The organism is Alteromonas sp. 5NW40-0090 (assembly GCF_057552975.1).
In genome coordinates, this window is the sequence record NZ_BAAJLT010000004.1 from 21,916 (window position 1) to 45,234 (window position 23,319).

At 45.0% G+C, this 23,319-nt stretch carries 21 protein-coding genes; 9 read left to right on the forward strand and 12 right to left on the reverse strand.

Features of this window, described 5'->3' with window-relative positions; all coding sequences use genetic code 11:
- The gene (locus AC27KT_RS05810; protein ID WP_487128202.1) at window positions 1-675 is read right to left on the reverse strand and encodes a nitroreductase family protein; all 675 of its coding nucleotides are present in this window, start codon (window positions 673-675) and stop codon (window positions 1-3) included.
- Window positions 676-869: 194 nt separating this feature from the next.
- Window positions 870-1,238 (reverse strand): hypothetical protein, encoded by a 369-nt coding sequence (locus tag AC27KT_RS05815; protein WP_014977175.1) that lies wholly within the window; start codon window positions 1,236-1,238, stop codon window positions 870-872.
- A gap of 331 nt (window positions 1,239-1,569) precedes the next feature.
- On the opposite strand from AC27KT_RS05815, the gene AC27KT_RS05820 reads away from it, so the two are divergent.
- Window positions 1,570-2,028 (forward strand): aspartyl protease family protein, encoded by a 459-nt coding sequence (locus AC27KT_RS05820; protein ID WP_487128205.1) that lies wholly within the window; start codon window positions 1,570-1,572, stop codon window positions 2,026-2,028.
- A 91-nt stretch (window positions 2,029-2,119) separates the two neighbouring features.
- Here AC27KT_RS05820 and AC27KT_RS05825 read toward each other — a convergent pair whose 3' ends face one another.
- The 3 genes from AC27KT_RS05825 to AC27KT_RS05835 all read right to left on the reverse strand — a co-directional run bounded on the left by AC27KT_RS05825 (window position 2,120) and on the right by AC27KT_RS05835 (window position 3,652).
- Entirely contained in the window at window positions 2,120-2,530 is a 411-nt protein-coding gene (locus tag AC27KT_RS05825; RefSeq protein ID WP_039228102.1) for a late embryogenesis abundant protein, read from the reverse strand.
- Between the two features lie 265 nt (window positions 2,531-2,795).
- A complete protein-coding gene (locus tag AC27KT_RS05830; protein ID WP_061095647.1) occupies window positions 2,796-3,104 on the reverse strand; it encodes a hypothetical protein in 309 nt (102 codons plus the stop codon).
- Window positions 3,104-3,652: a YaeQ family protein gene (locus tag AC27KT_RS05835; RefSeq protein ID WP_014979959.1), complete on the reverse strand. Its 549-nt coding sequence runs from the start codon at window positions 3,650-3,652 to the stop codon at window positions 3,104-3,106. The genes AC27KT_RS05830 and AC27KT_RS05835 overlap by 1 nt, the downstream gene beginning before the upstream one ends.
- A gap of 256 nt (window positions 3,653-3,908) precedes the next feature.
- Here AC27KT_RS05835 and AC27KT_RS05840 point away from each other — a divergent pair, with 256 nt between their 5' ends.
- Window positions 3,909-4,550 (forward strand): peroxiredoxin-like family protein, encoded by a 642-nt coding sequence (locus tag AC27KT_RS05840; protein ID WP_487128208.1) that lies wholly within the window; start codon window positions 3,909-3,911, stop codon window positions 4,548-4,550.
- Window positions 4,551-4,743: 193 nt separating this feature from the next.
- Here AC27KT_RS05840 and AC27KT_RS05845 read toward each other — a convergent pair whose 3' ends face one another.
- Window positions 4,744-5,652: a hypothetical protein gene (locus tag AC27KT_RS05845; protein WP_487128210.1), complete on the reverse strand. Its 909-nt coding sequence runs from the start codon at window positions 5,650-5,652 to the stop codon at window positions 4,744-4,746.
- Between the two features lie 305 nt (window positions 5,653-5,957).
- Between AC27KT_RS05845 and add the strand changes: the two genes are divergently transcribed.
- Window positions 5,958-6,962 carry an adenosine deaminase gene (add, locus tag AC27KT_RS05850; RefSeq protein WP_487128212.1) on the forward strand — a complete coding sequence of 335 codons (1,005 nt, stop codon included), beginning with the start codon at window positions 5,958-5,960 and terminating at the stop codon, window positions 6,960-6,962.
- A gap of 88 nt (window positions 6,963-7,050) precedes the next feature.
- On the opposite strand, the gene AC27KT_RS05855 is transcribed toward add, so the two are convergent.
- The 4 genes from AC27KT_RS05855 to AC27KT_RS05870 form a co-directional block, all read right to left on the reverse strand.
- Window positions 7,051-7,620, reverse strand: coding sequence for a class GN sortase (locus AC27KT_RS05855; RefSeq protein WP_487128214.1), 570 nt, complete (start codon window positions 7,618-7,620; stop codon window positions 7,051-7,053).
- An 85-nt stretch (window positions 7,621-7,705) separates the two neighbouring features.
- On the reverse strand, window positions 7,706-9,880 hold the full coding sequence (locus AC27KT_RS05860; RefSeq protein WP_487128216.1) for a marine proteobacterial sortase target protein: 2,175 nt from the start codon (window positions 9,878-9,880) through the stop codon (window positions 7,706-7,708).
- A gap of 528 nt (window positions 9,881-10,408) precedes the next feature.
- Window positions 10,409-10,642, reverse strand: coding sequence for a hypothetical protein (locus AC27KT_RS05865; protein ID WP_487128218.1), 234 nt, complete (start codon window positions 10,640-10,642; stop codon window positions 10,409-10,411).
- Between the two features lie 229 nt (window positions 10,643-10,871).
- Window positions 10,872-11,825: a YihY/virulence factor BrkB family protein gene (locus AC27KT_RS05870; protein ID WP_487128220.1), complete on the reverse strand. Its 954-nt coding sequence runs from the start codon at window positions 11,823-11,825 to the stop codon at window positions 10,872-10,874.
- A 397-nt stretch (window positions 11,826-12,222) separates the two neighbouring features.
- On the opposite strand from AC27KT_RS05870, the gene AC27KT_RS05875 reads away from it, so the two are divergent.
- The 5 genes from AC27KT_RS05875 to AC27KT_RS05895 all read left to right on the forward strand — a co-directional run bounded on the left by AC27KT_RS05875 (window position 12,223) and on the right by AC27KT_RS05895 (window position 20,244).
- Complete coding sequence (locus AC27KT_RS05875) at window positions 12,223-12,777, forward strand: type 1 glutamine amidotransferase domain-containing protein (RefSeq protein ID WP_487128222.1); 555 nt, start codon at window positions 12,223-12,225, stop codon at window positions 12,775-12,777.
- Between the two features lie 14 nt (window positions 12,778-12,791).
- Entirely contained in the window at window positions 12,792-13,484 is a 693-nt protein-coding gene (locus tag AC27KT_RS05880; RefSeq protein WP_487128224.1) for an SDR family oxidoreductase, read from the forward strand.
- 271 nt (window positions 13,485-13,755) lie between these two features.
- Window positions 13,756-14,643, forward strand: coding sequence for an SDR family NAD(P)-dependent oxidoreductase (locus AC27KT_RS05885; RefSeq protein WP_487128226.1), 888 nt, complete (start codon window positions 13,756-13,758; stop codon window positions 14,641-14,643).
- Between the two features lie 165 nt (window positions 14,644-14,808).
- Complete coding sequence (locus tag AC27KT_RS05890) at window positions 14,809-18,072, forward strand: VPS10 domain-containing protein (protein ID WP_487128228.1); 3,264 nt, start codon at window positions 14,809-14,811, stop codon at window positions 18,070-18,072.
- Between the two features lie 156 nt (window positions 18,073-18,228).
- Complete coding sequence (locus AC27KT_RS05895; protein WP_487128230.1) at window positions 18,229-20,244, forward strand: TonB-dependent receptor; 2,016 nt, start codon at window positions 18,229-18,231, stop codon at window positions 20,242-20,244.
- Here AC27KT_RS05895 and AC27KT_RS05900 read toward each other — a convergent pair.
- Window positions 20,239-20,796 carry a PepSY domain-containing protein gene (locus tag AC27KT_RS05900; protein ID WP_487128232.1) on the reverse strand — a complete coding sequence of 186 codons (558 nt, stop codon included), beginning with the start codon at window positions 20,794-20,796 and terminating at the stop codon, window positions 20,239-20,241. The two genes, AC27KT_RS05895 and AC27KT_RS05900, sit on opposite strands and share 6 nt — an antisense overlap.
- Before the next feature lie 113 nt (window positions 20,797-20,909).
- Window positions 20,910-21,953, reverse strand: a complete 1,044-nt coding sequence (locus AC27KT_RS05905) for a hypothetical protein (protein ID WP_487128234.1) — start codon at window positions 21,951-21,953, stop codon at window positions 20,910-20,912.
- Between AC27KT_RS05905 and AC27KT_RS05910 the strand changes: the two genes are divergently transcribed.
- On the forward strand, window positions 21,952-23,310 hold the full coding sequence (locus AC27KT_RS05910) for a radical SAM protein (protein WP_487128236.1): 1,359 nt from the start codon (window positions 21,952-21,954) through the stop codon (window positions 23,308-23,310). The two genes, AC27KT_RS05905 and AC27KT_RS05910, sit on opposite strands and share 2 nt — an antisense overlap.
- The last annotated feature ends 9 nt before the right edge of the window (window positions 23,311-23,319 follow it).

Sequence of the window (23,319 nt, forward strand, 5' to 3'; positions counted from 1 at the left end):
TTAAAGAAAGCTCGCTATCTCGCTAAGCGACTTTTTCTGCATTGCGTGTGCAGGAATTGTGGCGTTGTCCGCCGGATAGCCTGCAATAATAAGCATGTAAGCGCGCTCGTTATCAGGCCGTTGACAGACCTCGGTTAAAAAATTCATTGGCTTTGGTGTGTGGGTCAAGGTTGCCAAACCTGCGTTGTGAAGTGAGGTAATAAGCATACCCACCGCGATACCCACCGATTCGTGCACATAGTAGTTTTGGCTTTTTTCGCCCGTTTCTGTCTCTCCAAACTTTTGACTGAATACCGCAATAAGCCAAGGCGCGGTGTCCAGATAAGGTTTACTTGCGTCAGTGCCTAACGGCTTTAGGTCATCTAGCCACTGTTGCCCAGCACGCCCATTATAAAAACCGCGCTCATGCGCTTCAGCCTGTTCGCGTATTTGTTGTTTTACTTCGGGCGACTGAATGGCGGCAAAATGCCAAGGCTGATGATTCGCTCCACTAGGTGCAGTGCCAGCAGTCAAAATACAGTTTTCAATTACCGCTTTATCAACGTACTTGTCACTAAAGTGACGAACACTGTGGCGACGCTGCATGGTTTTCAAAAAATCTTCGCTTCGAGAAAGCATTTTCTCTTCAGGGTACTCAATAAAATCACTGAGCGGAGAATGGTCGTGAGGCTGCATTTATCATCTCTTTTTTCTGCTTTTTTACTACTTTATCGTTAGTGACGGGTTATTAAAAATAAAAACGCACTAACTAGGGCGTGTTATATGCATCGAAATAGAAAATGGCGTAAACAAGTATGCACAAAAAAAGCGACTCACTCAGGCAAAAGTGAATCGCTTTGGTGCAATACTATTGGTAATAGAAAGCGCGGTTAGTGGCGTTTGAACGGCGGGCGAGTACCGCGTTTTTGCGTGTCAGTTTGCTCTTCTAGCATTTCAAGTTGGGCAACGTCATACACGGGCATCATTGTTGTCACTCTGCGATACGGTGGTTTACCGCGCATGATGACTTCTTTCACTTCTACGTATTCAATTGCTTCTTGTCCTACTGATTCCAATTGTGCTACATCGTTAACCGATAAGCTTACTATCTTGCGTTTAAATGGCGGCTTTCCTGAATAATCAACTACTTGTACATCAACCGTTTCATCAGTTGAAGATGTCATAGCTTGTGCTGCGTTTGCAGAAAAGCCAAGCGAGACAGCCGTAATTAATGAACCCAATACATAGCGTAATTTCATGTTGTGTCCTCTCATTGAATTGCTACTTTAGTCTATTGTATGACCAAAAATGTTCTAAACAATGACGATTGGTGATAGGTGATTGCTATCACCTAATTGGATATAGAGAATTTGAGTAATCAAGAGAATGGAGTGCGGTTGAAAGAGAAGCTACTGCGTTGAAAACGGAGTGTTTAACGATGGTGCGAAATGGATGAGTTTGTGCACTGTTATGGTGCTATAGCGCCGTCTGGTATTGTAGAGTTTCGGTAAAATCAATCATTTACCCTTTGGTCTTTATCTTGCTGTCAATCAACACCTATGTAAAGTGTCGACAAAGGGTGTATGTGCGGTGAGTGTAAAATTTAAAATCCCCTTATTTGTTCTGCTAAATTTTTGGTTAGCGTGCACATCTGCCGTGTCAGCGATAGAGCAAAATATTCCTCTTTCACAAAGCAAAGGCGGAACACTGTATCTAGAAGCGACCCTAGAATCGAACATAAAGGCTTCGTTTCTATTAGACACGGGTTCAAGCTTGTTAACCCTCAATCAAGCTACGTTCGACGCGCTAACAAGAAATCAAAAGCTTCTTGCCACCAGAACCTCTGCTGCCAGAATGGCAAATGGAAAGATCGTTAAAATATCTCAGTATCAATTAAACTCGGTTCGTATAGGAAATACGTGCGAAGTGGGGCCAGTGGAAGTGGCCGTGCTTCCCAAAGGAAACAATATTTTAGGTATTAATACGCTGCTTAGGGTCGCACCTTTAACTATAACACCAGATGCTGTGATTTTAGCCGGGTGTGAATAGCGTGAATGACTCACTTTTGTTTGATTAAACACCAACAAAAAAGCGAACCCGAAGGTTCGCTTTCAAATTTGTTTTTCGCTGGAAGATTAAATTAATCGTCGCACTCGCTAACGTCACCGCCCATTTGCTCTTTCATTTTTACGCAAGCTTCATAAGCTTTCTTCGCTGCGGCGTCTTTAAATTCGCCTGCTTTCTCAGCCGTTGCGTCGTATGCGTCAGAGGCCATTTTCTTGCCATCTTCGTATGCGTCTGAAGCCATCTCTTTGCCGTCATCAAAGGCATCAGAAGCCATTTCTTTACCTTCTTCGTAAGCTTCAGAGCTCGCGTCTTTGGTTTTATCCCAAGAATCTGCAGCACTTTCTTTTGCGCTGTCATAGGCGTCAGCTGTCGCTTCGCCCGCTTTTTCCATCTCTTTTTTTACTTCGCTTTTCGTCTCTTCGCTAGACTCAGTACAGCCCATTAAAGACAGTAACAGTGCTAACGCCATTGCTTTAGTTTTCATTGTGAAGCTCCTTTTGCTGGGATAGTGGCTTGTTTCAAAGCCGGTCAACATGGTGTGTTCAAATATCCATTGTATACGTTCAAGACGCTTGCCGTTTTATTGTCATATTCGGCAAGCTGAATATTCGACGAGACCAGTCTAGCCTACTTACCTGATAAAGTGTAAGTAGACTTTATACCGAAAAATGAAAGGATTATAACCAAACATTTACCTGGCAAAACTGCATGCGGATTGTTGAGATATTGTACAGCGAAGTTGAACAAGGCTACGCTTCTGGGCCTTGTGTGGTAAACACGAGGTGCCGGCGCATATCCTTCAACACGACGCCTTTTTTAAGTAGCGCTGCGCTTAATTTTCGCTGCCACTTCTTTAGCTCAGGTTCAGCGTTTGACACCGCTTCTTCATTTTCGAATTGAAAGCGAAGCAGTAACGAGCCGGGGAATTGGTGATACTGAACGTCAAACCAACACTGTTGCATACCATTTAACTCTTCAAGCGCTTGTGCTTCAAGGCTATCGGCTACACTAAAGACCAGTGCTTGCTGTTTGAGTTGAACGGCAGAGAGTTTTTTCATTACAAATGTTTCTCTATAGACACTTCAACGCTCTCGGTGACATCTGCACCTTCAATAGTTAGCCACATTTGCCCATCTTGAATAGTAACCTGTATTTGCATAGAGCGATGAACAGCATTGGCCAGAGTAGTGGCAAGCGACTCAGGCAAAGTAAAAACTGATAAGTTCTTTTTGGTTTGTAGCTTGTTATGTTCTTTCTTCCACCACGCGTCGAAGCTGTTGTCGGCGTAGGAATAAATCATCATTTGTTGGCTTTGATTGCAGCCCTTTTTGATGCGCTGTTCAGAGGGTTGGCCTAACTCAATCCACAGCTCTATTTCATCGCTAAAACTCTTTTGCCATAAATCTGGAACGTCGTCGTCAGACAGCCCTTTGGTAAACTGCAGGCGTTCATGAGCGTTAACAATAAATGCAACCACGCGAAGCATCATTCGCTCGTCATTTTCAGAAGGGTGACGGGCAATAGTAAGGTTGTGGTCGTTATAGTAATTGCGATCCATATCCGTTATGGATATGTCAGCTTTAAAAATGGTCGCTTTAAGAGCCATGGTGTTCCTGCTTTGTTCTTAGAGGGCTTGAAGTTAACCCCGTGTGCTATGTGAAAAAGTGGCATAGCAAGTTTTGGCGCTATAGTAGCAGTAAAAAGCAGATTTCGCTGTAGGTGAGTAGCGCCCATTATAAGTATTTGTAGGTTTATTTATTGGAACGCGAAATTTCTAGTGAAGCTTCTCGGTCATATTGGACATCGCGCAAAGCGCGGATAACCAAAAACTAAACAAACAAAAATGAAAACGGAGAGGGTTAATGAAGAGACTAGTGGCTATGGCGATGTTAATGTTCGCCTGTATAGCAGGCGCATCAAATGCGTATGCTTTGGAGCGCGGCACTATTGCAGAAGATGCAGATTCAGTAACGCCGTTGCTTAATGGTCAAATGGCGCCTAAAACAACACTTAAAATGGCAGATGGCTCTCCAGTAAGCTTACAAGCGCTTACCATGCAAAAGCCCAGCATTGTACTTTTTTATCGCGGCGGGTGGTGCCCATATTGTAATGAGCAGCTTGCCCAGCTTAAAGATATTGAAAAAGACTTGGTGGATATGGGCTATCAGATTTTGGCCATTTCACCTGAATCACCAGAGCGCTTGCAAGAGCAAAAGCTTGAAACAGAATTCTTGGTTACGCTTTTATCCGACGACAAACTAGACGCTATTCGCGAGTTCGGCGTTGGTTTCTATTTAGATACTGTGACTGAGTTAAAGTACAAAACCTATGGCATAAACTTAACAAAAGATGAAAGCGGTAATAGTGTTTTACCGGCACCCAGCATCTTCATGCTCAATAAAAAAGGGCAGGTTTTGTTTAGCTATGTTAACCCAGACTTCAAAGTTCGCCCGTCGGCAGACTTAGTTTTAGCGGTTGCGAAAACCCTTAAAAAAGAAATGTAATGCGAATAGCCTTACCAAGGCGTTTTTCTTGGTAAGGCATGCCAAAAGTTCTCTATGATATCGAGCACTGCATTTCATCGCGTCTTATAATGATTAAGTTAGATTCGCACGTATTTGACTGTCATAACGCGCTGTACTTAACCATTCACCAAGTCACCCTATCTTAAAATATCAAAGTGTAAGGAGTAAGCATTTACACTGAGATCAATGAAGTGATGTGCGCGGCTAGACGTTTAGGTTCAATATAAGTGTCTCCTTTACAGTTGTTTACGACGCTTAATAGCTGAGTAAGTAAGTGTTTATTCGCTACGTTCCGCTGACATATAGCGTGAACGGTATTGAGTTCAAGTGTACTTGCTAACGCGTGCACACCTTTCAAATTGCGATTTATTAGAAGCGCGTTTAAAACGCGGTTAGCGGTGTATCGACGCCACGCCATATGAAAGCTGTCGAAATCGCACGTTAAGTCAACAGTTAACGCCACACGAAGCGCCCAAGACAATGGGCGAAAGTGTAAAAGATGTTCGGTTAGTAAGAATATTTCAAGTGCATGGTCAACAAACAGTGACGGCTTTGCAGTATCAGTAAGCTCAATAATGGGGAATAGCCCTTCAGCAGCGAACATAGACTCTACGAATTCAAAGGTGTAATACCCGTTACCATGAAGAGCAAGAAGGCATGTCTCGATTTCATCGAGAAGCGTTTCATCGAGGGTATTAGCAATGTCTTGAAGCGTTAGGTTATTTAAAAACTTCGCAATGTTCGGGTAGAGGGTATTAATCTCAGACCATTTACTTTCTTTTGAATGACGTAAGGCCCTCTGATATTTGAGAACGTCGTCATGCCGTGTTAAATCGATTTGGGTGTGCGATTCGTTTCTCGAATAAATCCATCCTGCCCAAGCTATCATTGGCGAGTCCGCTAATCCAAGTTTGTGGAGCTCATTGAGCGAAGAACCTAATGAGCATACCGCTTCCACCAAGCTGTGGGCTGCCTTTACATCTTTCCCCATAAAATCGGGTTCTTCTTGCATATATTCGAATGAATACACGCCATTACGCCAGCCTGCTAAATAGCTGCCTTCTATACATTTTCCGCACATGACTGTGTTCCTGTTAGTGTTTTTTGGTGATAATGAAGAGGCCTGTTGCTCTATGGTGGTATTTAGCCTGTGTGACAAGGCGCACGCCAACGAGCAACTGGCTCGTTGCTATTGAAAGTTATGAAAAGTAATCAAGAAAAGCATCGATAGAGTGAAGTTAGATGCCAAGAGCGAACTTAAAACAAATTTTGTTTCAAAAAAAGCACTGTTTTGTCCCGCTATAAAAAAGTTATTTTCTGCAAGAAAGCGAGGTTTGCTGCGCCAAGTGGTATAGTAGGGCTTACGCCTTAACTCATCGTATTTCCATGATAAATAAAAACTTTCCATTACTTGATTTACATCGTCATTTAGATGGCAATGTGCGTCTGCAAACCATTCTGGAGCTTGGTCAGCAATTTAACATTTGTTTGCCAGCTTATTCGTTAGAAGGCTTGCGACCGCATGTTCAAGTAATGAAGATCGCCCCCGATTTGGTGTCATTTTTAGATAAGCTTACTTGGGGCGTTAAGGTGTTAGGCAGTCTCGACGCCTGCAAAAGGGTAGCAATAGAGAATGTAGAAGATGCGGCTAAGCAGGGTATTGACTACACAGAGCTGCGTTTTAGTCCTTATTTTATGGGTGAAAGTCACGGGCTACCAACTCAAGGTGTGGTTGAGGCCGTGATAGACGGTGTAAAAAGCGCAGCTAAAGATCACGATGTTAAAGTTAATCTTATCGGTATTATGTCGCGTTCTTATGGCGCAAAAGTATGTCAGCATGAGCTAGATTCAATCTTGGCCTGTAAAGAGCATATAGCTGCAATTGATTTGGCGGGGGATGAAAAAGGCTTTCCTGGCAACATGTTCATAGAGCACTTTACAAAAGTACGCCGCGAAGGGCTGCCTATAACAATTCATGCAGGTGAAGCAGAAGGCCCGCAGAGTATTTGGCAAGCCATTAACGACTTAGGGGCTGTGCGAATAGGGCACGGCGTTAATGCCATCAATGATGCTAAGTTAATGGACTATTTGCGCGACAACCGTATTGGTATTGAAAGCTGTTTAACCAGCAACGTATTGACGAACACGGTCACATCATTAACTGAGCACCCGTTAACAACCTTTTTGGATCACGGCATACTCGCCTGCCTGAATACCGACGACCCGGCAGTTCAAGGAGTAGAGCTTGATCACGAATTCTCCATTGCAGCTAAGCAAGCTGGCCTTATGCCTTCTCATATTCAACAAGCGCAAGAGAACGCGCTAGCAATTGCTTTTTTAAGTGAAACCGAAAAAGCCGCACTTAGGCGTGTTAATTCCGTTACTCGCTAGAAAACAGGTACAACACTCTTTGTTTCATCTGCCTTGTACAGCGTATTCCTCTTTAGAAAAGCGGCTAATTAATTGCGGGCGAACCTATTTAGGTTCGCTGGCTTTCAGTTTCGACCAGCTCAACAACAAGGCGCAAATTACTTTGAGTTGATACCGCATTAAATGGGTAGCAGGTAACTAAATAGAGCCGCTGACCATTTACATCTACTTTCATTGCCGAGGCGTCATCGACTATCGTCTTCGATACAACCCGATAGGTTACCCACTGTGAGTTCGGCAACTGTAATTGCATAATATCTCTAGTTCTCACGTTTTTTAAAAAGGTGAAGTGGGTGTCTCTGTGACCGCCAATCACACTTCCACTCTGTCCGAGTGGGGGCGAGTCGGTATGATGACCTGGGCCAAATGCAAGGGCATTTCCCTGTGCACCTTCTAGTACGTACAACTGTGTTTCGCTTTTGGCATGAACTAGTTTGCCCACTGGCCAAGTATCAGACCAACGCCAAGGTTTCTGGTTAGCGCCAGTGGTTAGCGTTTCTTCCCACGAAGATTGAATCAAATACTGCGCGAGTTCAGCTTTCAGTAATATCCAGCCAGCTTTGCCAAAGCTGGCCGTGGCGATCAAGACTAAGATAATGGTAAAAGAGTATTTAATCATTGTTTGTCCAAGCAATATTCAGCCAAAAAGAAAAGAAATGCAGAAAATAAAGAAATGCAAAAAATCAAGAGGTGAAAATACAGCGCTAACCACGACACCCCTTTTTTCGCAAAAAGGCAACGCTGTGAAAAAGCGACAATAAAAGCATTGCAATCACGCCTAGGACGACATGCTCAGATACACCCGCTGCGGTTTGGGGGTAACTGATTTGTCTGAATTGCGTTCCCTGTGGCATTCGGTTTCTTACGTTTTCGGTGGAAGACGGTATGCGCTGTGTATTTGCTATTTTTTCTTCAATAGCAACGAAGCTGGTGAACTCTGTTATAAGTTTATGGGGCAGGGCTATAGCAAGTATGTCCTGTTTTACTTCATCTATATTTCGCCCTAACGCTTTTTCATCCATTAACGCCGCCACTTTCTTTCTTGCCCAAGCAGTCGCTACGCCAAGGTGTTGAGTAGAACCTGTCGACGTTGGCGATATTGCTACCGAACGGGTCCACTCGCGAGTAGTGCCCTGCTTGTCTACTAGTGCGCCTTGAAGAGTTATTTTTCCGCTTTTACCGGCGTTATGAGGCAGTTTCACATTCAGAAGCAATGGAATACCTGCGTATAAATCAGGGATCTTAGAAGGGTAAATCTCGGCTGACTGTGCATAGCCAGCCGGAAGAGTGAGGCTTAAATCACTCAACACAGGGCTTTCTAACTTATAAAGCAAGCTATCCATTTGCTGTTTAATATCTGCCGTATTGCTAACAAATACATAGCTTCCGCGACCAAACTGAGCGGCTCTGGTCATAAAATAACTATTAGGCGCACTGCCTATGCCTACTGTAAAAAGGCGCGCATCACCCAGTTCGTTCTTTATTTGCGAAAACAATGCGGCTTCATTGCCTACTGCACCATCAGTAATAAAGACAATTTGTTTTATAAAGTTTTCTGCTGTCGTACGCTTAAGTGCGGCATTAAGGGCTGGTGCCATTTCAGTGCCGCCCCCTGCATTCAGCCGCTTTACAAAATCTCTCGCATATTGCTTGTTTCGTGTTGTTCCCTCTACGGAGGTTTCAAACAAACGGGTGGTATCATTGTTAAACGCAACAACATTGAATCGGTCTTTCTCACTCAAGCGGTCTATCGCTAATTGTAAACTCTCTTTTGCATCGACAATTGGGCGACCACCCATAGAGCCTGACGTGTCGATAACGAAGGTGATATCGCGATCAAAATCCTGTAAATCTTGGCTCTTCACTTGTGGCGGCATTAGCATAACAAGGGCGTAGTCATGCTGACCTTTCGATTCAGTGAAAATGGCTGCTTGTGGTGCACTAGAGGGCGTAGGCTGCCACTCTAGCCAAATGTCTCGGTCCATTTTGATATTGCTTTGATTAAAGGTGACAAGATAATTACCTGTCGATTCTGACCAATTCACACGGTGATTTCTGCTAGTGACGCTATTAAGCGTTAAACCGGCATTGAGTGTTGCGTTGAACGTAAGTTGCGGGCCTTCATTGCCTTCTCTCATATAAGGTGTGATGGTTCTGGCATCGGGTACCTGATCTGTGGGCTCTCCCCAGCCAGTACCTGATATTTCAGCCTCTATATTCTCGTTAAACTGATTTAGCGGAATGCCGGGCGAATAGCGAGGAGTGAGCGTAGTTGGCAAGTGAAAAGTAAATTTTTCATCGCGGTAGTCTACCTGTTGGACATACTGAAGTGTCACCGTTATTTCCTCACCCGGCGCTATATTCGCGACCTGCTGGGTGAATAAATTTGGGCGTTGTTGCGCTGTTAAGCTGGCTTTCTTTCCAGCTTTTTTTGCCGCTTCAAATGCTTCTTTCGCTTCTGCTTTCGGCTTAATTTGCCCCCGGATTATTCTGTCTCCTATAAGCATTTCCATACTGTTAATCGCTGCGTTTTCATTAAGCGGAAAAGTGTAAACGGCATGCATCCATTCATTACTGGTGTTAGTGAATTTTTGAGAATAGGTTACGTGCGCAATCATGCCGTTAACCTGTAAATCAACGTCAGTTGAATGCAATAAAGCGGGGGAAGACTCACCGTCCACACTTTGCAGCGTCAATTCGCCAGACTCAGCGCGACTTAGCGGGCTGACCACCAGTCCAAGCAAAAAACATAGAAAAGAAACAAGAATAAGCAGTTTGTGGTTAAACGCTCGTGACGCAGTCGACCGCTCTTTAAACCAAGGTTTGTATGCAGTGGACGGATTGAAATAGTCACGCTTGGGTGTTTTAGGAAATGGCATGAAGTAAGCTCGTTTTATCTGACGATGCTTATAATTAAACACTTTGATTAGGGCGAATTTTGAACAGCTATTATGGCGAACTAGTGAAGAAAAATGGCAAAAGTGTATTCTCAACTCTTTTTTTGATGCGATGGTTGGGGGGAATCGTAAAGCCAACTACTCCGCTGACACTTGAACGCTACCTTAATCGAATAGGGCAAAACCGCCCAAAATTGAAAAATCTAGATCCGACAAAGTAGGTTGCATGAACCTGAAAGGAATAGACGCGGTTATTGCTCTACTTTTCGTTTTGGGAAAACTTTTAGCTTTTTTGCACCCAGGGTACACAGCAGTGAAATAATGAAAACAAGTATTGATGTCACGACTATTTCTGTACGTCCATTTAGACTGAAATAATGTGTGGTAGCGTTTAGCGAAAAAACGATTAAAACAATAATTGAGAGCATATAAGCAATATACTTAACTATTTGCAGGATTGAGATATTCATTAAAAAGTTCCTTGAAGTGGAGGCAAAAAGCCTCCGTTTTTTATTCGTCAGTTTCAGTAGTGCGTTCTGACATTTTGTCGCCTATTTTGCCACCAGCGTAACCTAAACCGCTAGATAAGCCGCCCAAGGCAGCGCCGCCCAAGCCAGCAGCTGCTCCACCTATGGCGCCAGCACCTACTGAGGCCCAAAAGCCTCCCCAGCTAAAGTCACCCCAGCAGTGCTCTTCACAACCACCTGATACGTAGGTAATTTCATTAAGTGTAAGTTCTTGCATTTTTCAAATTCCTTTTAAAATTCAACCCAACATTGGGTAGAAAGCAATATAGGGAATTCAAAAAAACGTTGTAACTGTATTTAGGGTTAGATTTTATTCGCTTGCCACGTAACTTCGCTATTTTCCATTAGTTATAAGTGCTGAAAGGGTAGATATTAATACGAAAGCAAGCAGGAAAACCAATAAACTACGGCCCTAACAGTTGGCAACCTTTAAAAAATGGGTTTAGTTAGCGCCTTAAATCATCTGGCGTGTGGTCGGCCACAAATGCGTCCCTTTCACCCATTGGTTTATCTTCACCCACGGTGCTGTCAGCACTGGTTTGAAGCTCGATAGATGAATTCACTTCAGCACCAATTAAAATGATATAGGCCGTTAAATATAGCCACATAAGCAAGATAATAATGCCACCTACAGAGCCGTAGGTTTTGTTATAGCTTCCAAATTCATTTAGGTATATCGAAAAGCCATATGAGGCGACCACCCACAAGATGGTAGCAAATACGGAGCCCGGCGTTACCCAGCGCCACTGCGCTTCTTTTCGGTGAGGGGCATATCGGTACAAGGCCGATAGTGCAATGTTAAACAGCGCTAACATCACAGGCCATGTCACCCACATTGCTTGCTTAGAATCAACAGTATTCGACGTCATCCAACTTATAGTTTCGGGTAAAATAGTAATACAGCCTAGGGATACGATGACGGTAAGGATCATAAAGATAGTGCAGGTAATACGTGCCAAAATACCTTTTAAAAAGCTTCTGCCTTCCGCTTCACTGTATGTGATATTACATGCCTTTATCAGTGCGTTAGCACCTTTACTGCTACTCCACAGTGACAGGAGCAGAGTAAATAAAAAACTCCAACCCAGTGAAGTATTCGACTTCTCGGTTAAGTTTTTGAGCTGTTCTTCAATAATATACCGGCTGTCATTTGGCACTACGTTTACCAGCAGGGCCATGTGGTTTTGTAGTTCACTAGGTGAAACAGCAAGACCATACAAAGAAATGGTAGCCCCCAGTAGTGGGAAAATAGCCAGTAAACAGTAGAAGGCGACACCAGCAGAGATTAGAGGAATGTTGTCTTTTTGAAGGCTGGTGAAGATTCGTTTTAAAATATTCCACCAACTTTTCAAAGAAAGTTCGAATGCAGATTTAGCCTGGTTGAAACGTTCCTTGCTCATGTGTCCTCATGCCTTGCCTAAACGATAAAACTCTTAAAGCTTGATACATGAAAACTTCGCTGTCGGCTTACATCACTTTAAAAAAGGAGCGAGAAAGGCGCTCTGTAAATCGTTCACAAAATCTGAATATGTGCGTGACCATTTGCGTTGGTGAGATTTCTTTTTTTGCGTTTATTCTCATAAAATCAATGTTTTGTTATGTTTTTTTCGGGTGGTTTGTAATTTGCACCTCCAACAGCATCGTAGCTAGGTAGTAAGAGCTAGGTTATGCCATGCACAAACTAACGCGTTCACCTGATGGGGTTTGCTAAAGGTGGTAGGCGGACAGTTATTCCTGTCGTGTGGCGACCCCTGTTTTTACTAGCTTACATTTCGTCTTTCAAAAGGAGTGAACATTATGAGCAATACCCAAAACCTAAAAGGCAAGAAAATCGCTATTTTGGCAACCAATGGTTTTGAGCAAAGTGAGTTGATTCAACCAAGAGACATGTTTGTTGAGCAAGGTGCTGACGTTGATGTGCTATCTATTGATGATCAGACGACAATTAAAGCGTGGGATGAAGACAATTTGGGGAAGGACGTCAATGTTGATAAACAAGTTACGTCTGTTAATCCTCAAGATTACGATGCCCTTGTGCTACCTGGCGGTCAAATCAATCCCGATGTGCTGCGTACCAACGAAGATGCAGTTGCCTTCATCAAGAGTGCAAACTGCGCGGCAAGTATTAAAGCAATAGGTGCTATCTGTCATGGTCCATGGTTGCTGGTGGAGTCTGGGTTAGCGAAAGGCGCAACACTCACTTCTTTCCCTAGTATTCAAACAGACCTGAAAAATGCTGGTGCGATTTGGGTTGATGAGGAAGTGGTGACCCATGCAAAACTGGTGACCAGTAGAAACCCAGATGATATTCCAGCTTTCGTAGACAAAATTAGTGAAATGGTTGCCCAATAAAAAGGAGGAAGTGTATGTCCACCGCAGCTACAAATAAAAAGGTTATCGCGATAACGGGAGCTTCCAGCGGCATTGGCAAAGAAACGGCAAAGCAACTGGTAAATAACGATTTTAACGTTGCCCTTATAGCAAGGAGTGAGGACAAACTGCGTGCCTTAGTTGAAGAGCTTGGCAACAATAATGCATTTGCTGTAAAAGCTGACGTAAGCGATTTTAACGATGTCGACACGGCCTTTAAAAAGGTGAGCAAACATTTCGGTCGCATTGACGGCATTTTCGCCAATGCAGGGCGCGGCGCGAAAGCCGCCGGCATTGAAAAGGGTGACGTGGAAGACTGGGATGGTATGCTGGGCGCAAACGTAAATGGATTACTTTATACTGCAAAAGCAGGCTTACCGTACCTGCGCGATACGCAAGGCCACTTCATTATTACGTCTTCTGTCGCCGGTCGAATAGCCCTGAAAGGCTCTGTATATGGGGCAAGTAAGTGGTTTGCTTATGGTTTCGGTCAGAATCTCGCCGAAGAAATGCGAGAGTGGGGCGGCCGCTGCACAACTATTTGCCCTGGCATGGTGAATACGCCATTTTTCGATGAACCTAAGGAAGATAAGCTTCAACCAGCGGATATCGCAAAATCGGTATTATTTGCCTTAAGCGCAGAAGAGTCAGCCTGCGTTCGCGAGGTTTATGTCATGCCGGCGAAGTAAATGAACTGAGCACGGGCAAGAGGTACTCTATTTAAGCAAAGGGCAGGATCAGTCACTGCCCTTTTTACTTCTCCGCTTTTTGTGTTTAACCTGCCTTATTAATTTCATGAAGCTATTCAAATTAGCCAAATAAAGTATTTTCCCCATCCTGTTACCCCTAATCTAAGTGTGTAGATAAGCGCTAATTGAGTGAGATAGGCGATTTCTAATTCCTCATTGAAATGGCTTTGCCAAAGGGCCCGCGGCGCAATAACAATAACAGGAGAGTAAGATGTCTAACGAATTTACGGGTAAGACCGCTATTATTTCTGGCGCCGCTGGCGGCATAGGGTTAGCGCTGGCAGAGGCATTGGCAAGGCAGGGTATGAATATCGTCATGGGCGATATTGATAATACTGCATTAGCCGAGTCGGGCAATGATTTACGAGAGAAAGGTTTCGATGTATTGACTTGCGCCCTTGATGTTACCGATTACGCTCAGTGGGAAGATATTGTAGCTAACGCCAAAGAGAAATTTGGCAAGGTTCATATGGTCATCAATAATGCTGGCGTTGGCGGTACGCCGGGGAAAGTCGAAGATTCGGAGCATGAGACTTGGCGCTGGGTAATGGACGTCAACGTTATGGGCGTACTCTATGGCGCACAAGCATGCGTGCCAGCAATCAAAGAGCACGGCGAAGGTGGTTGGGTACTAAACGTGGCGTCAATGGCGGGAATGATGGGTATGCCATATGCGGCGGCCTACTGCGCATCCAAAGCCGCGGTAGTTTCAATGACAGAAAGCTGGGTACCAGAACTGAAGCCTTTTGGCATCCATACTTCGGTATTATGCCCAGCATTCGTGAAAACCCGCATTCACGAGTCGTATAGGAATAGGCAGCAAAAATACGCAATAGCAGCTGAAAAACGCATTGATAAAGAAAAACTTAAGGCTGGCGCTCAAGCAGCCACCAAGGCGGTCGAGTCGGGGATTCCGGCAAGGGTACTTGCAGAGCGTGTGGTAGAGGCGCTTAAGACCAAGCAAACCTATATCTATACTCACCCAAACTATCGTAAGGTAACAACTGCACGCTTTAATGCTATCGACAGCGCCTTTGTGGACGCTGAGCAAAGTTTGATTGTTGGACATCTCATTAACGATGAAATCGTAACTTTTTAGTACCTCACCCATTCACAGGGAAGCAACTTCATTTTTAACTTTTGTAATGGGTAATTGGTCGTGGGTTACATTGTAACTTCAAGCATTTGTTAGTAATGCTATAACTGATAATACTATAAGTTAAACAGAGCAAAATGCTCTACCAACACACATTGGATAATAATAATGAAGAAGCTTCTTAAAGCGGCAGTTGCGGTATCGATTGCGCTTTCATGCTCACCCACCTACGCAGACAAAGACGATAAAGACGACAAAGACGGTATTTTCAGCAGTTCAACATTCAAAGCCATGGAGCTTAGAAACATTGGGCCTGCGTACATGTCTGGGCGTATCGCTGATATTGCAATTGACCAGAATAATCCCTCAACCTGGTATACCGCGGTCGGTTCAGGTGGCGTATGGAAAACCACCAATGCGGGCACGACCTGGGCACCAATTTTCGACGACCAGCCTGTTTACTCTATCGGTGATGTAACGATTGCGCCAAGTAATTCAAACATCATTTGGGTGGGGACGGGTGAAAATAATGGTGGCCGTCACATTAGCTTTGGCGACGGCGTATATAAATCGCTAGATGGTGGTCAAAGCTGGAAGAATATGGGGCTGAAGAAGTCAGAGCACGTTTCTGACATTATTATTCACCCTACAAACCCAGATATTGTATGGGTATCTGCCCAAGGGCCGTTGTGGAGTGGCGGCGGTGAGCGTGGGCTTTATAAGACGACCGATGGCGGTGAAACGTGGAAGCAAGTGCTTAAGCCGGCTGACGAATGGACCGGGGTAACGTCATTACTAATTGACCCGCGTAATCCAGACAAACTTTATGCTGCAACATGGGCACGTCAGCGTTCAATTGGCGCTTATGTGGGTACTAACGAAGGTGCTGGTATTCATACTTCTAATGACGGCGGCGAAACTTGGATTGAACTTAAAACAGGCTTGCCAGAAGGTAACATGGGTAAAATTGGAATGGCCATATCACCCATGAACCCAGATGTAATTTATGCCACCATTGAAACCGACAATCGCGGTGGTGGCTTCTACCGTTCAGCCGACCAAGGCGCTAGCTGGACTAAAATGTCAGATGAAGTAGGCGGTGGCACAGGCCCTCACTACTATCAGGAAATATTCGCTGACCAACATCAGTTTGACCGTGTTTATATTGCCAGTAACTACAGCAAAGTGTCGGATGACGGCGGCAAAACGTGGACGCCCATCAACACTAAACGCAAGCACGTAGACGACCACGCCATGGCGTTCCATCCTACAGACCCAGATTTTGTATTGATGGGGTCTGACGGTGGTATCTATATGTCTCACGACAGAATGGCGAACTGGCGCTTTATGGCGAACTTACCACTTACGCAATTTTATAAAGTAGCGCTAGACGATTCTAAGCCGTTTTATAAGGTTTATGCAGGCGCACAGGATAACTCTACCCAAGGCGGTCCTTCGCGCACCATGCGAGAGGAAGGAATAAAGAACAAAGACTGGTTCTTAACCCTAGGTGGCGACGGGCATGGCCCTGCGACAGAGCCCGGCAACCCGGATATTATGTATTCGCAATGGCAGCAGGGAAACTTGACCCGCGTCGATATGAAAACCCGTGAAGGGGTTTATATTAAGCCTCAGCCACTGCCAGGAGACCCGGCAGAGCGATACAACTGGGATGCACCAATTAATGTGTCGGCACACGACCCAGCGCGTATTTACTTTGCTTCACAGCGGGTTTGGCGAAGCGATGACCGCGGTGATAGCTGGACTGCGGTGTCGGGCGATCTGACTAAAAATGGCAATCGCATGCATTCGCCGCTGATGGGGCGCACGTGGTCAGTAGAAGCCGGTTGGGACCTGTACGCCATGACCGAATTTCACACCATTGCTAACTTTGCTGAAAGCCCGGTTGACGAGAATATACTGTGGGCGGGTACCGACGACGGTATTATTCAAGTAACCACAAACGGTGGTAAATCTTGGAAAAAGATTGAGCTAGATGACATTAAGGGCATTCCAGCCAATTCTTACGTGAACGATATTCGCGCAGATTTGTTTGACCCCAATACTGTATACGTTGCCCTTGATAATCATAAATACGGCGACTACAAGCCTTATTTAATCAAGTCGACTAACTTAGGCAAAAGCTGGACTTCATTAGCAAAAGATTTACCTGAAAAGCACCTGGTTTGGCGCATAGTGCAAGACCACGTAAATAAGGACTTGTTGTTTATCGGTACTGAGTTCGGTGTGTTTTTCTCGGTAGATGGCGGTAAAGACTGGGTTGAGTTAGACGGCGGTATGCCGACCATTTCAACCCGAGATGTGAAAATTCAACGTCGTGAGAATGACCTGGTGGCAGGTACGTTTGGTCGAGGAATTTACATTCTTGATGACTACGCGCCACTGCGTTCGTTAACCGAAAAGTCAATGCAGCAAGAGGCTATCTTGTTTGCCCCAAGCCGCCCGGTCAAATGGTTCCAGTTAGATGATAACCACACAGACTCTGACGGCGACGATCGCTTTGTGGCCGAGAACCCCGAGCACGGCGCAACGTTTACCTATTATCTGAAAGACAGCTTGCTTACGGCAAAAGACAAACGCCAGGAAACAGAGAAAAAGCTAATTGAAGATAAGAAGTACCCTAAATATCCAAGCTGGGAGGCCGTTGAGGCTGAAAATCAAGAGGCGGCACCCGCTATTTACGTTGAAATAAAAGACAGCGAAGGCGACGTTATAAAGCGTGTAGAGGGTAAAGTGAAAAAAGGCTTACATCGCATCACCTGGGATATGAAGCATACGTCAACAACGCCGCTTACTGATAAAGAAAGTAAGGACAGAGGTTTAATGGCACTGCCAGGCACCTATACCGCTACTTTATTTAAGCGTGTTGGTGCTATGGTTACGCCACTTTCTGAACCTGTTTCGTTTGAACTACAGCCAATTTATCAGGGCGCGCTTGAAGGGGCGAGTTATGAAGAAATAGCTGCGTACTCAGACGAGGTAAGCAGCGCCCAAAAACGAGCACTCTCTTCTACTACCGTGCTAACGCAGCTTAAAGATACAATGGCACTATTGCGAACGGCTATCGACCGCACTCCAAATGATGTGGCTAAACTTGAAGCGCAGTTTGCTGCTATTCAAGATGAAATAAGCGAAGTGAATAGAGCGTTTTATGGTCTTAAATCTCGCGATAAAATGGGGATCAAGCCGGCAAATATTATGAGTCGCCTGCGCTATGCGCGTTCTGCGTTGGGCTCTTCTTACGGCCCGACACAGCAGCACAAGGAGCAGCTTGGCTATGCAGAGGACAGTTTAGATGGCGTAGTAACGCGCATCGGCACTTTGCAAAACACCGCTGTACCGAAGCTGCAGCAGGCAGTGCTTGATGCGGGTGGTCCATGGACTACGGGGCTTCCTGTAATCGCTAAATAGCGGTCACTCATTATTGTGCTTAATACGCGGCAGTAGCTTTACTGCCGCGTTTTTCATTTTCTTTGCCAACTTTTTCGGTGCACACTTATTTTCACAGGTATGCATCGCGTAGTGAGATCATCATTGTTTTCTTTTTTACTAGGTTCAAGTTTTTCAGTGTCTTCTAAAACCTCGTCTGGTCTATCGGTATCTATTGCAGCACTACCTTTACTGCTTACATCATCTTTTAGCGTTGCCCAAGGTGAATCGCTCAAGGAGGTAGAGCGCTACACAGTAACGGCTGCACGACCCTATTACGACGAAACGCTCTCGCGCATTTTTCCGCAACATGAGTTTGATAAAAGTGGCCTAGTAGCGCCGTTACATACCAATGATGTCTTACTTCAATCTCCTTCCGTGTCGTTAAATGGGCAGGGCGGGCAAATACAAAGCATCAGTATCCGAGGGTATTCGCGGTGGAGAATTCAAACCCTGCTAGACGGCGTACCGATCGTGAGCGACAGGCGTGCAGGGTCTAGCATAGGCTTTATTCCACCTGACTTTATTTCAACAGTATCTGTATTACCAGGCGCCGCTTCCACTTACCTAGGCTCGGGAGCGATAGGTGGCGCGGTGAACTTGCATCTTGGGGAAATTCAAAAGCCTCACCTACGCGTTGGCTACAGCAGCAATCAACAAATGAAGGCGCTGAGCTATGCTGACAGCACACGCCGTGCAAACGCTAGCAACAGCCTAACTGAAGAGAGCGAGACAGACTGGAACATTTCATACAGAAGCGCCGACAATGGAGAAGATGCGAACGGGGGCTCGCTGTTTGATCAATTCGAACAATCAGGGCTATTTGTTAGACACAGGCCGGTAGATAGCGTCATAAAAGAGGCATGGACGCTTTATTCTGATAATAACGACATTGGTAAGTCGAGCAGTGACTTCCCAGAAAGTAGAATAACCACCTACCCAGACAACACGCACTGGCTTGGCAAAATAGCGTTTGAAAGTCATCTATTTACTGGAAATCTCTGGTGGCATAAATCTAGCCTAGACACCTCAGTGTTGCGACCAGAAAGCCGCATCAACAACAGCGAAAACAAGGCGTTTGACTATGGGTTTAACATAAGCACAGATACGCAGCTGAAAGACTGGGATTTGAACTGGCAGCTACAAGTTACTGGTCGAGACGGCGTAGTGGCAGATGAGAGAGAATTCACATTAACACCAACGGAAAGCGCATCACCTAACGTCACAACGGCTAGTGAAATAACAAATGCATTTGCATCAGAACTTGCTTATGAAGTGCGTACTCTGGATGCAAGCGAGATTAATACCGCAGCGGTTGCTGATGCCTCACGTCAGTGGCAAAACTTGTCGCTTGCCCTTGGCGCACGGGTTGACTGGCAGCACCAGTCTGATGATTCAGGTGTCAATACACTCCAATCTAGCACTGCTCAGACTAACACTAATCTAAGCGGGTATTTAGGCGCAAATTATCAGCTTTCTCAGCATTGGGCGGCCGGTGTGTATGTGTCTAGCGCGTTTCGTAATCCGTCTTTAACTGAACGTTTCTTCGCTGGCGAAACGCCTCGCGGTACCGTGTTGGGAAGCCTAAAGCTTGAAACAGAGCAAGCGTTAAATATGCAAGCCAGTATTGCTTACAGCAGTGAGCAACTGCAAGGCTCGATAGAGGTGTTTAAACAGAAAATTGATAACTATATTGAACGCATTATGGTTGCTGAAGATGTGCTTCAATATTCTAATTTAGACCGTGCAACGATAGAGGGGGTGAGCTATCAACTTAGTTGGCAATCGCACGATGACGCATTAGACGCTCGACTTAGCGGAATGTGGATTAGCGGTGAAAACGACTTGGGTAATAGCATCGCAGATATACCTGCAAACAGTCAGAGGCTTGATTTAGGTGTTCAATGGCAAGCTGTGCGGTTTTTTACGGTATTTGCCTATCGTGCAAGTAAGACGGAGATTGCTGACGGAGAGCGAGCTCTTGATGAGGTATTTACGCTGGACATGGGCGCTGATTGGCAGTTAAACGAGCGGGTTCAACTTCAAGCTAGCTGGCGCAACTTAACCAATCAACAGTATTACACCAGTGCTGATGACAAAGCGGCATTTGCGCAGGGCGAAAGTGTTCAACTGGCGATAACTTATCTGTTATGAGTTGTTTAAGGGCTGACGAAATTTGTTCTTTCGATATTTACTTTTCATGGTGGTGTAAAGCATAACAAGGCCCGTTACCCACAGCACAAAAAGCATCAGGGCAGCTGGCAAAAACAGCCATAGCTTAGCGCCCTCAAAGAACCAGCTACCGTCATGGATAGCTTCAATGGTGTCTGTGCGTCGGTACGCAACCTGAAGTACATCACCATTTTGTGCGTTCAGTTGAACTTCCCAATGGTTCTTCCCTCGCACTTTAATGACGCCTTTTGTGGGGCGCACGTCTAATCGGTCTATATCGTCCCAGCTGTTTAAACTAACCTCAGGCACTTGTTTTACAGCGTGTAGCACTTCGTCGAAGGAAATCGTAGGCCCGTTGGTTTGGGTATTCTGCACTTTTTGTGTTGGTGGTTGGATCCAGTCGAATTCTTTTTTAACCTGCAATAATAAACCGCTCGCAATAACAATGATCACAGGAATAAAAATAACCAGCGACAGCCACAAGTGAATACTGCGGCTGTATTTGCGACTGTTCTTGCGAAAGGTACCGGACATGAAACAACACTAATACTAAAACAATGAAAACATTGCTCACTATACGGTAATCTCAATAGGCAGTAAAAACACTCTAACGCGAGGTTTACCCGTTTAAACGGAATTGCTTAGCGTCATTTGATTGCAGGGTGATTAAAGTGAAGTTTCGTGTCGCAGGTAAGGGAGGCCACAGATTCAGTCAATGTCATTTCACCTATCTCTTGCCATTGGGCTTTATCTATTCCTGCATCGTTAAAATTGGCAGCAGATAAAACCCAAGATAGCGTCTTATTTGGGTAATGCTGCAACGACAATTCATCCCTAAAGTCATCTTTATTCACTAGCGGTGTATCAGGTTTTAACGACGCTTTTAGCCAGTAAGGACCTTGCCTCACGTTATTCGCTATTTCGTCGTTGGGGAGCAATACTTCTGCCAAATGTGAAACAGGTCTGAAACGCGCATTCGCATTTTTTCCGCTAAACGCTTGATCTGCTTCTTCAAGATCGCTTTCCAAGCGATAAGCGGTGAGCAATTGACTGAAAGGCGGCAATTCGCCCAGAGCGGGCTCGTTGGTCATAGGTAAGTTGGCCACGTGCTGGGTTTTAGTGCCACCCAGCGAGTGCATTAAAAATATGTTTTCAGTAACCGTACTTTGAGTATTGGGGAAAAGCTTGATTGCCATACCAAAAGCACGCTTATCTCGCTGCTTTGTACCGCTCAAGCTGACTGACGCTCTTACAATAACCGGCACGTTTGTGCGTGCTTGAAAAAGCCCCGAATAAGGGCTGCTGTGATTAATTTTCCATGTGCCAGCGAAGCAAATACCATTAGCTTGAAGTAGCTTATGCTTGGTACCTAATTCTATAAAATTTGCGTTGGAAGAAAGGGTTCTTTTAGCGTGACTTAGCAGCAGATTTTCACCGTCAGCATCGAAGTGTTTCCGCGACACTTCATATTGCGGTAGCGCCGAATAGGGATCTGAAAAAACACGGCTTTTTACTTCTTCGAACGAAGTCGACGTTGTTGTGAATAGCGATTGGTTTTCAGTTGTTTCAGAAGAAGCGAGTGCGTTGCATGACAATAAAACTAGTGCAAAAAAACGGCACGCCGTGAAAGTATTTTTATATGTAATAGGTCTTTGTTGATACTGTGTAGTTCGAAAAAGGCGCATTGACATGGCGTGCTCCCCTGGTATCACTAGAAATCAACAACTTCTTCATACCCAAAAACGCATGGGTGAACATTTCACCCCAAATCAGCTGCTGGGCCGCACGCACACCATAGGTTGTGTTGCTGTTGAAATCACGCAAAAGTGTAATCTTGATTGCACCTTATGCTATTTATCTGAGCATTCGCAAGCGGTTCGCGACATTCCCATTCAAGAAGTGTTTAAGCGATTAGACAATGTCCTTCGTCACTATGGTCCTGGTACCAGTGTACAAATAACCGGTGGAGACCCTACGTTAAGAAAGCGCAGCGAGCTAATTGAAATTGTTGAATATGCCAATAAGCTCGGCTTACACACTGCACTGTTTACCAACGGTATTGCTGCCTCCCGTGACCTGCTTGCTGCGTTAGCTAAAGTCGGCTTAAACGATGTCGCTTTTCACGTTGATACCACCCAAGAACGTAAAGGTTTCGCTGAAGAAGCATCGCTAAATGCTATTCGCGAAGAATACATAGAACGGGCCAAAGGCTTGGGGCTTATGATTATTTTTAACACCACCGTGCACACCGACAATTTCAAAGCGCTTCCCATGCTGGTGGATTTTTTTGTGCAGAATGCAGACGCCGTAAGTTTCGCCTCGTTTCAGCTACAGGCAGAAACAGGCCGAGGGGAATGGGGAGCAAGAGCTGATGTAATTGACCCCGTAACGGTGAAAGCCGCTATAGAAAAAACAATTAGCAAAGCGCTGCCGTGGGAAAAAGTACGTATTGGGCATCACGACTGTCATAGCTACATGCCAACGTTAGTGGCTAATAAACAGGTCTATTCCGTCGTTGATGATGCACACTTATTTGCGCAGTTCATTGAGGATTTTAAGCACATACAAACAACTCGACAGCACGGCATGGCAAAGATTTTATGGGATTACAGTAAAGCACTGATTGCTAGGCCAAAGTGGATTTGGAAGCTTGCAAAAGCGACCTCATTGAAGCTGTTTGAAATGCGTAGCAGCCTTTTCAAAAGCAAAGGACGTGTGCACAAATTGTCGTTTTTTGTTCAGAACTTTATGGATGCCAACGCCCTTCAGCAAGACAGAATTGATGCGTGTTCATTCATGGTTATGACCGCAGATGGCCCCATCTCTATGTGCAAGCACAACGCCGAGCGCGATGAACATATATTGAAACCTCTGACATATACCGACCGCCATGGGCAGAAAAAGCAGTACCAGCCACTTGGAGAACGCCACAAACAAAATAATGTAATACCCATTCGCGAAATCCCAGATACAGCAACACCTAGTTCTCTGTCAGCAAACACGTTCGCTACAAATGGCAAACGTCACCATCCAGCCAAAAGCGTGTAAGGAGAAGAT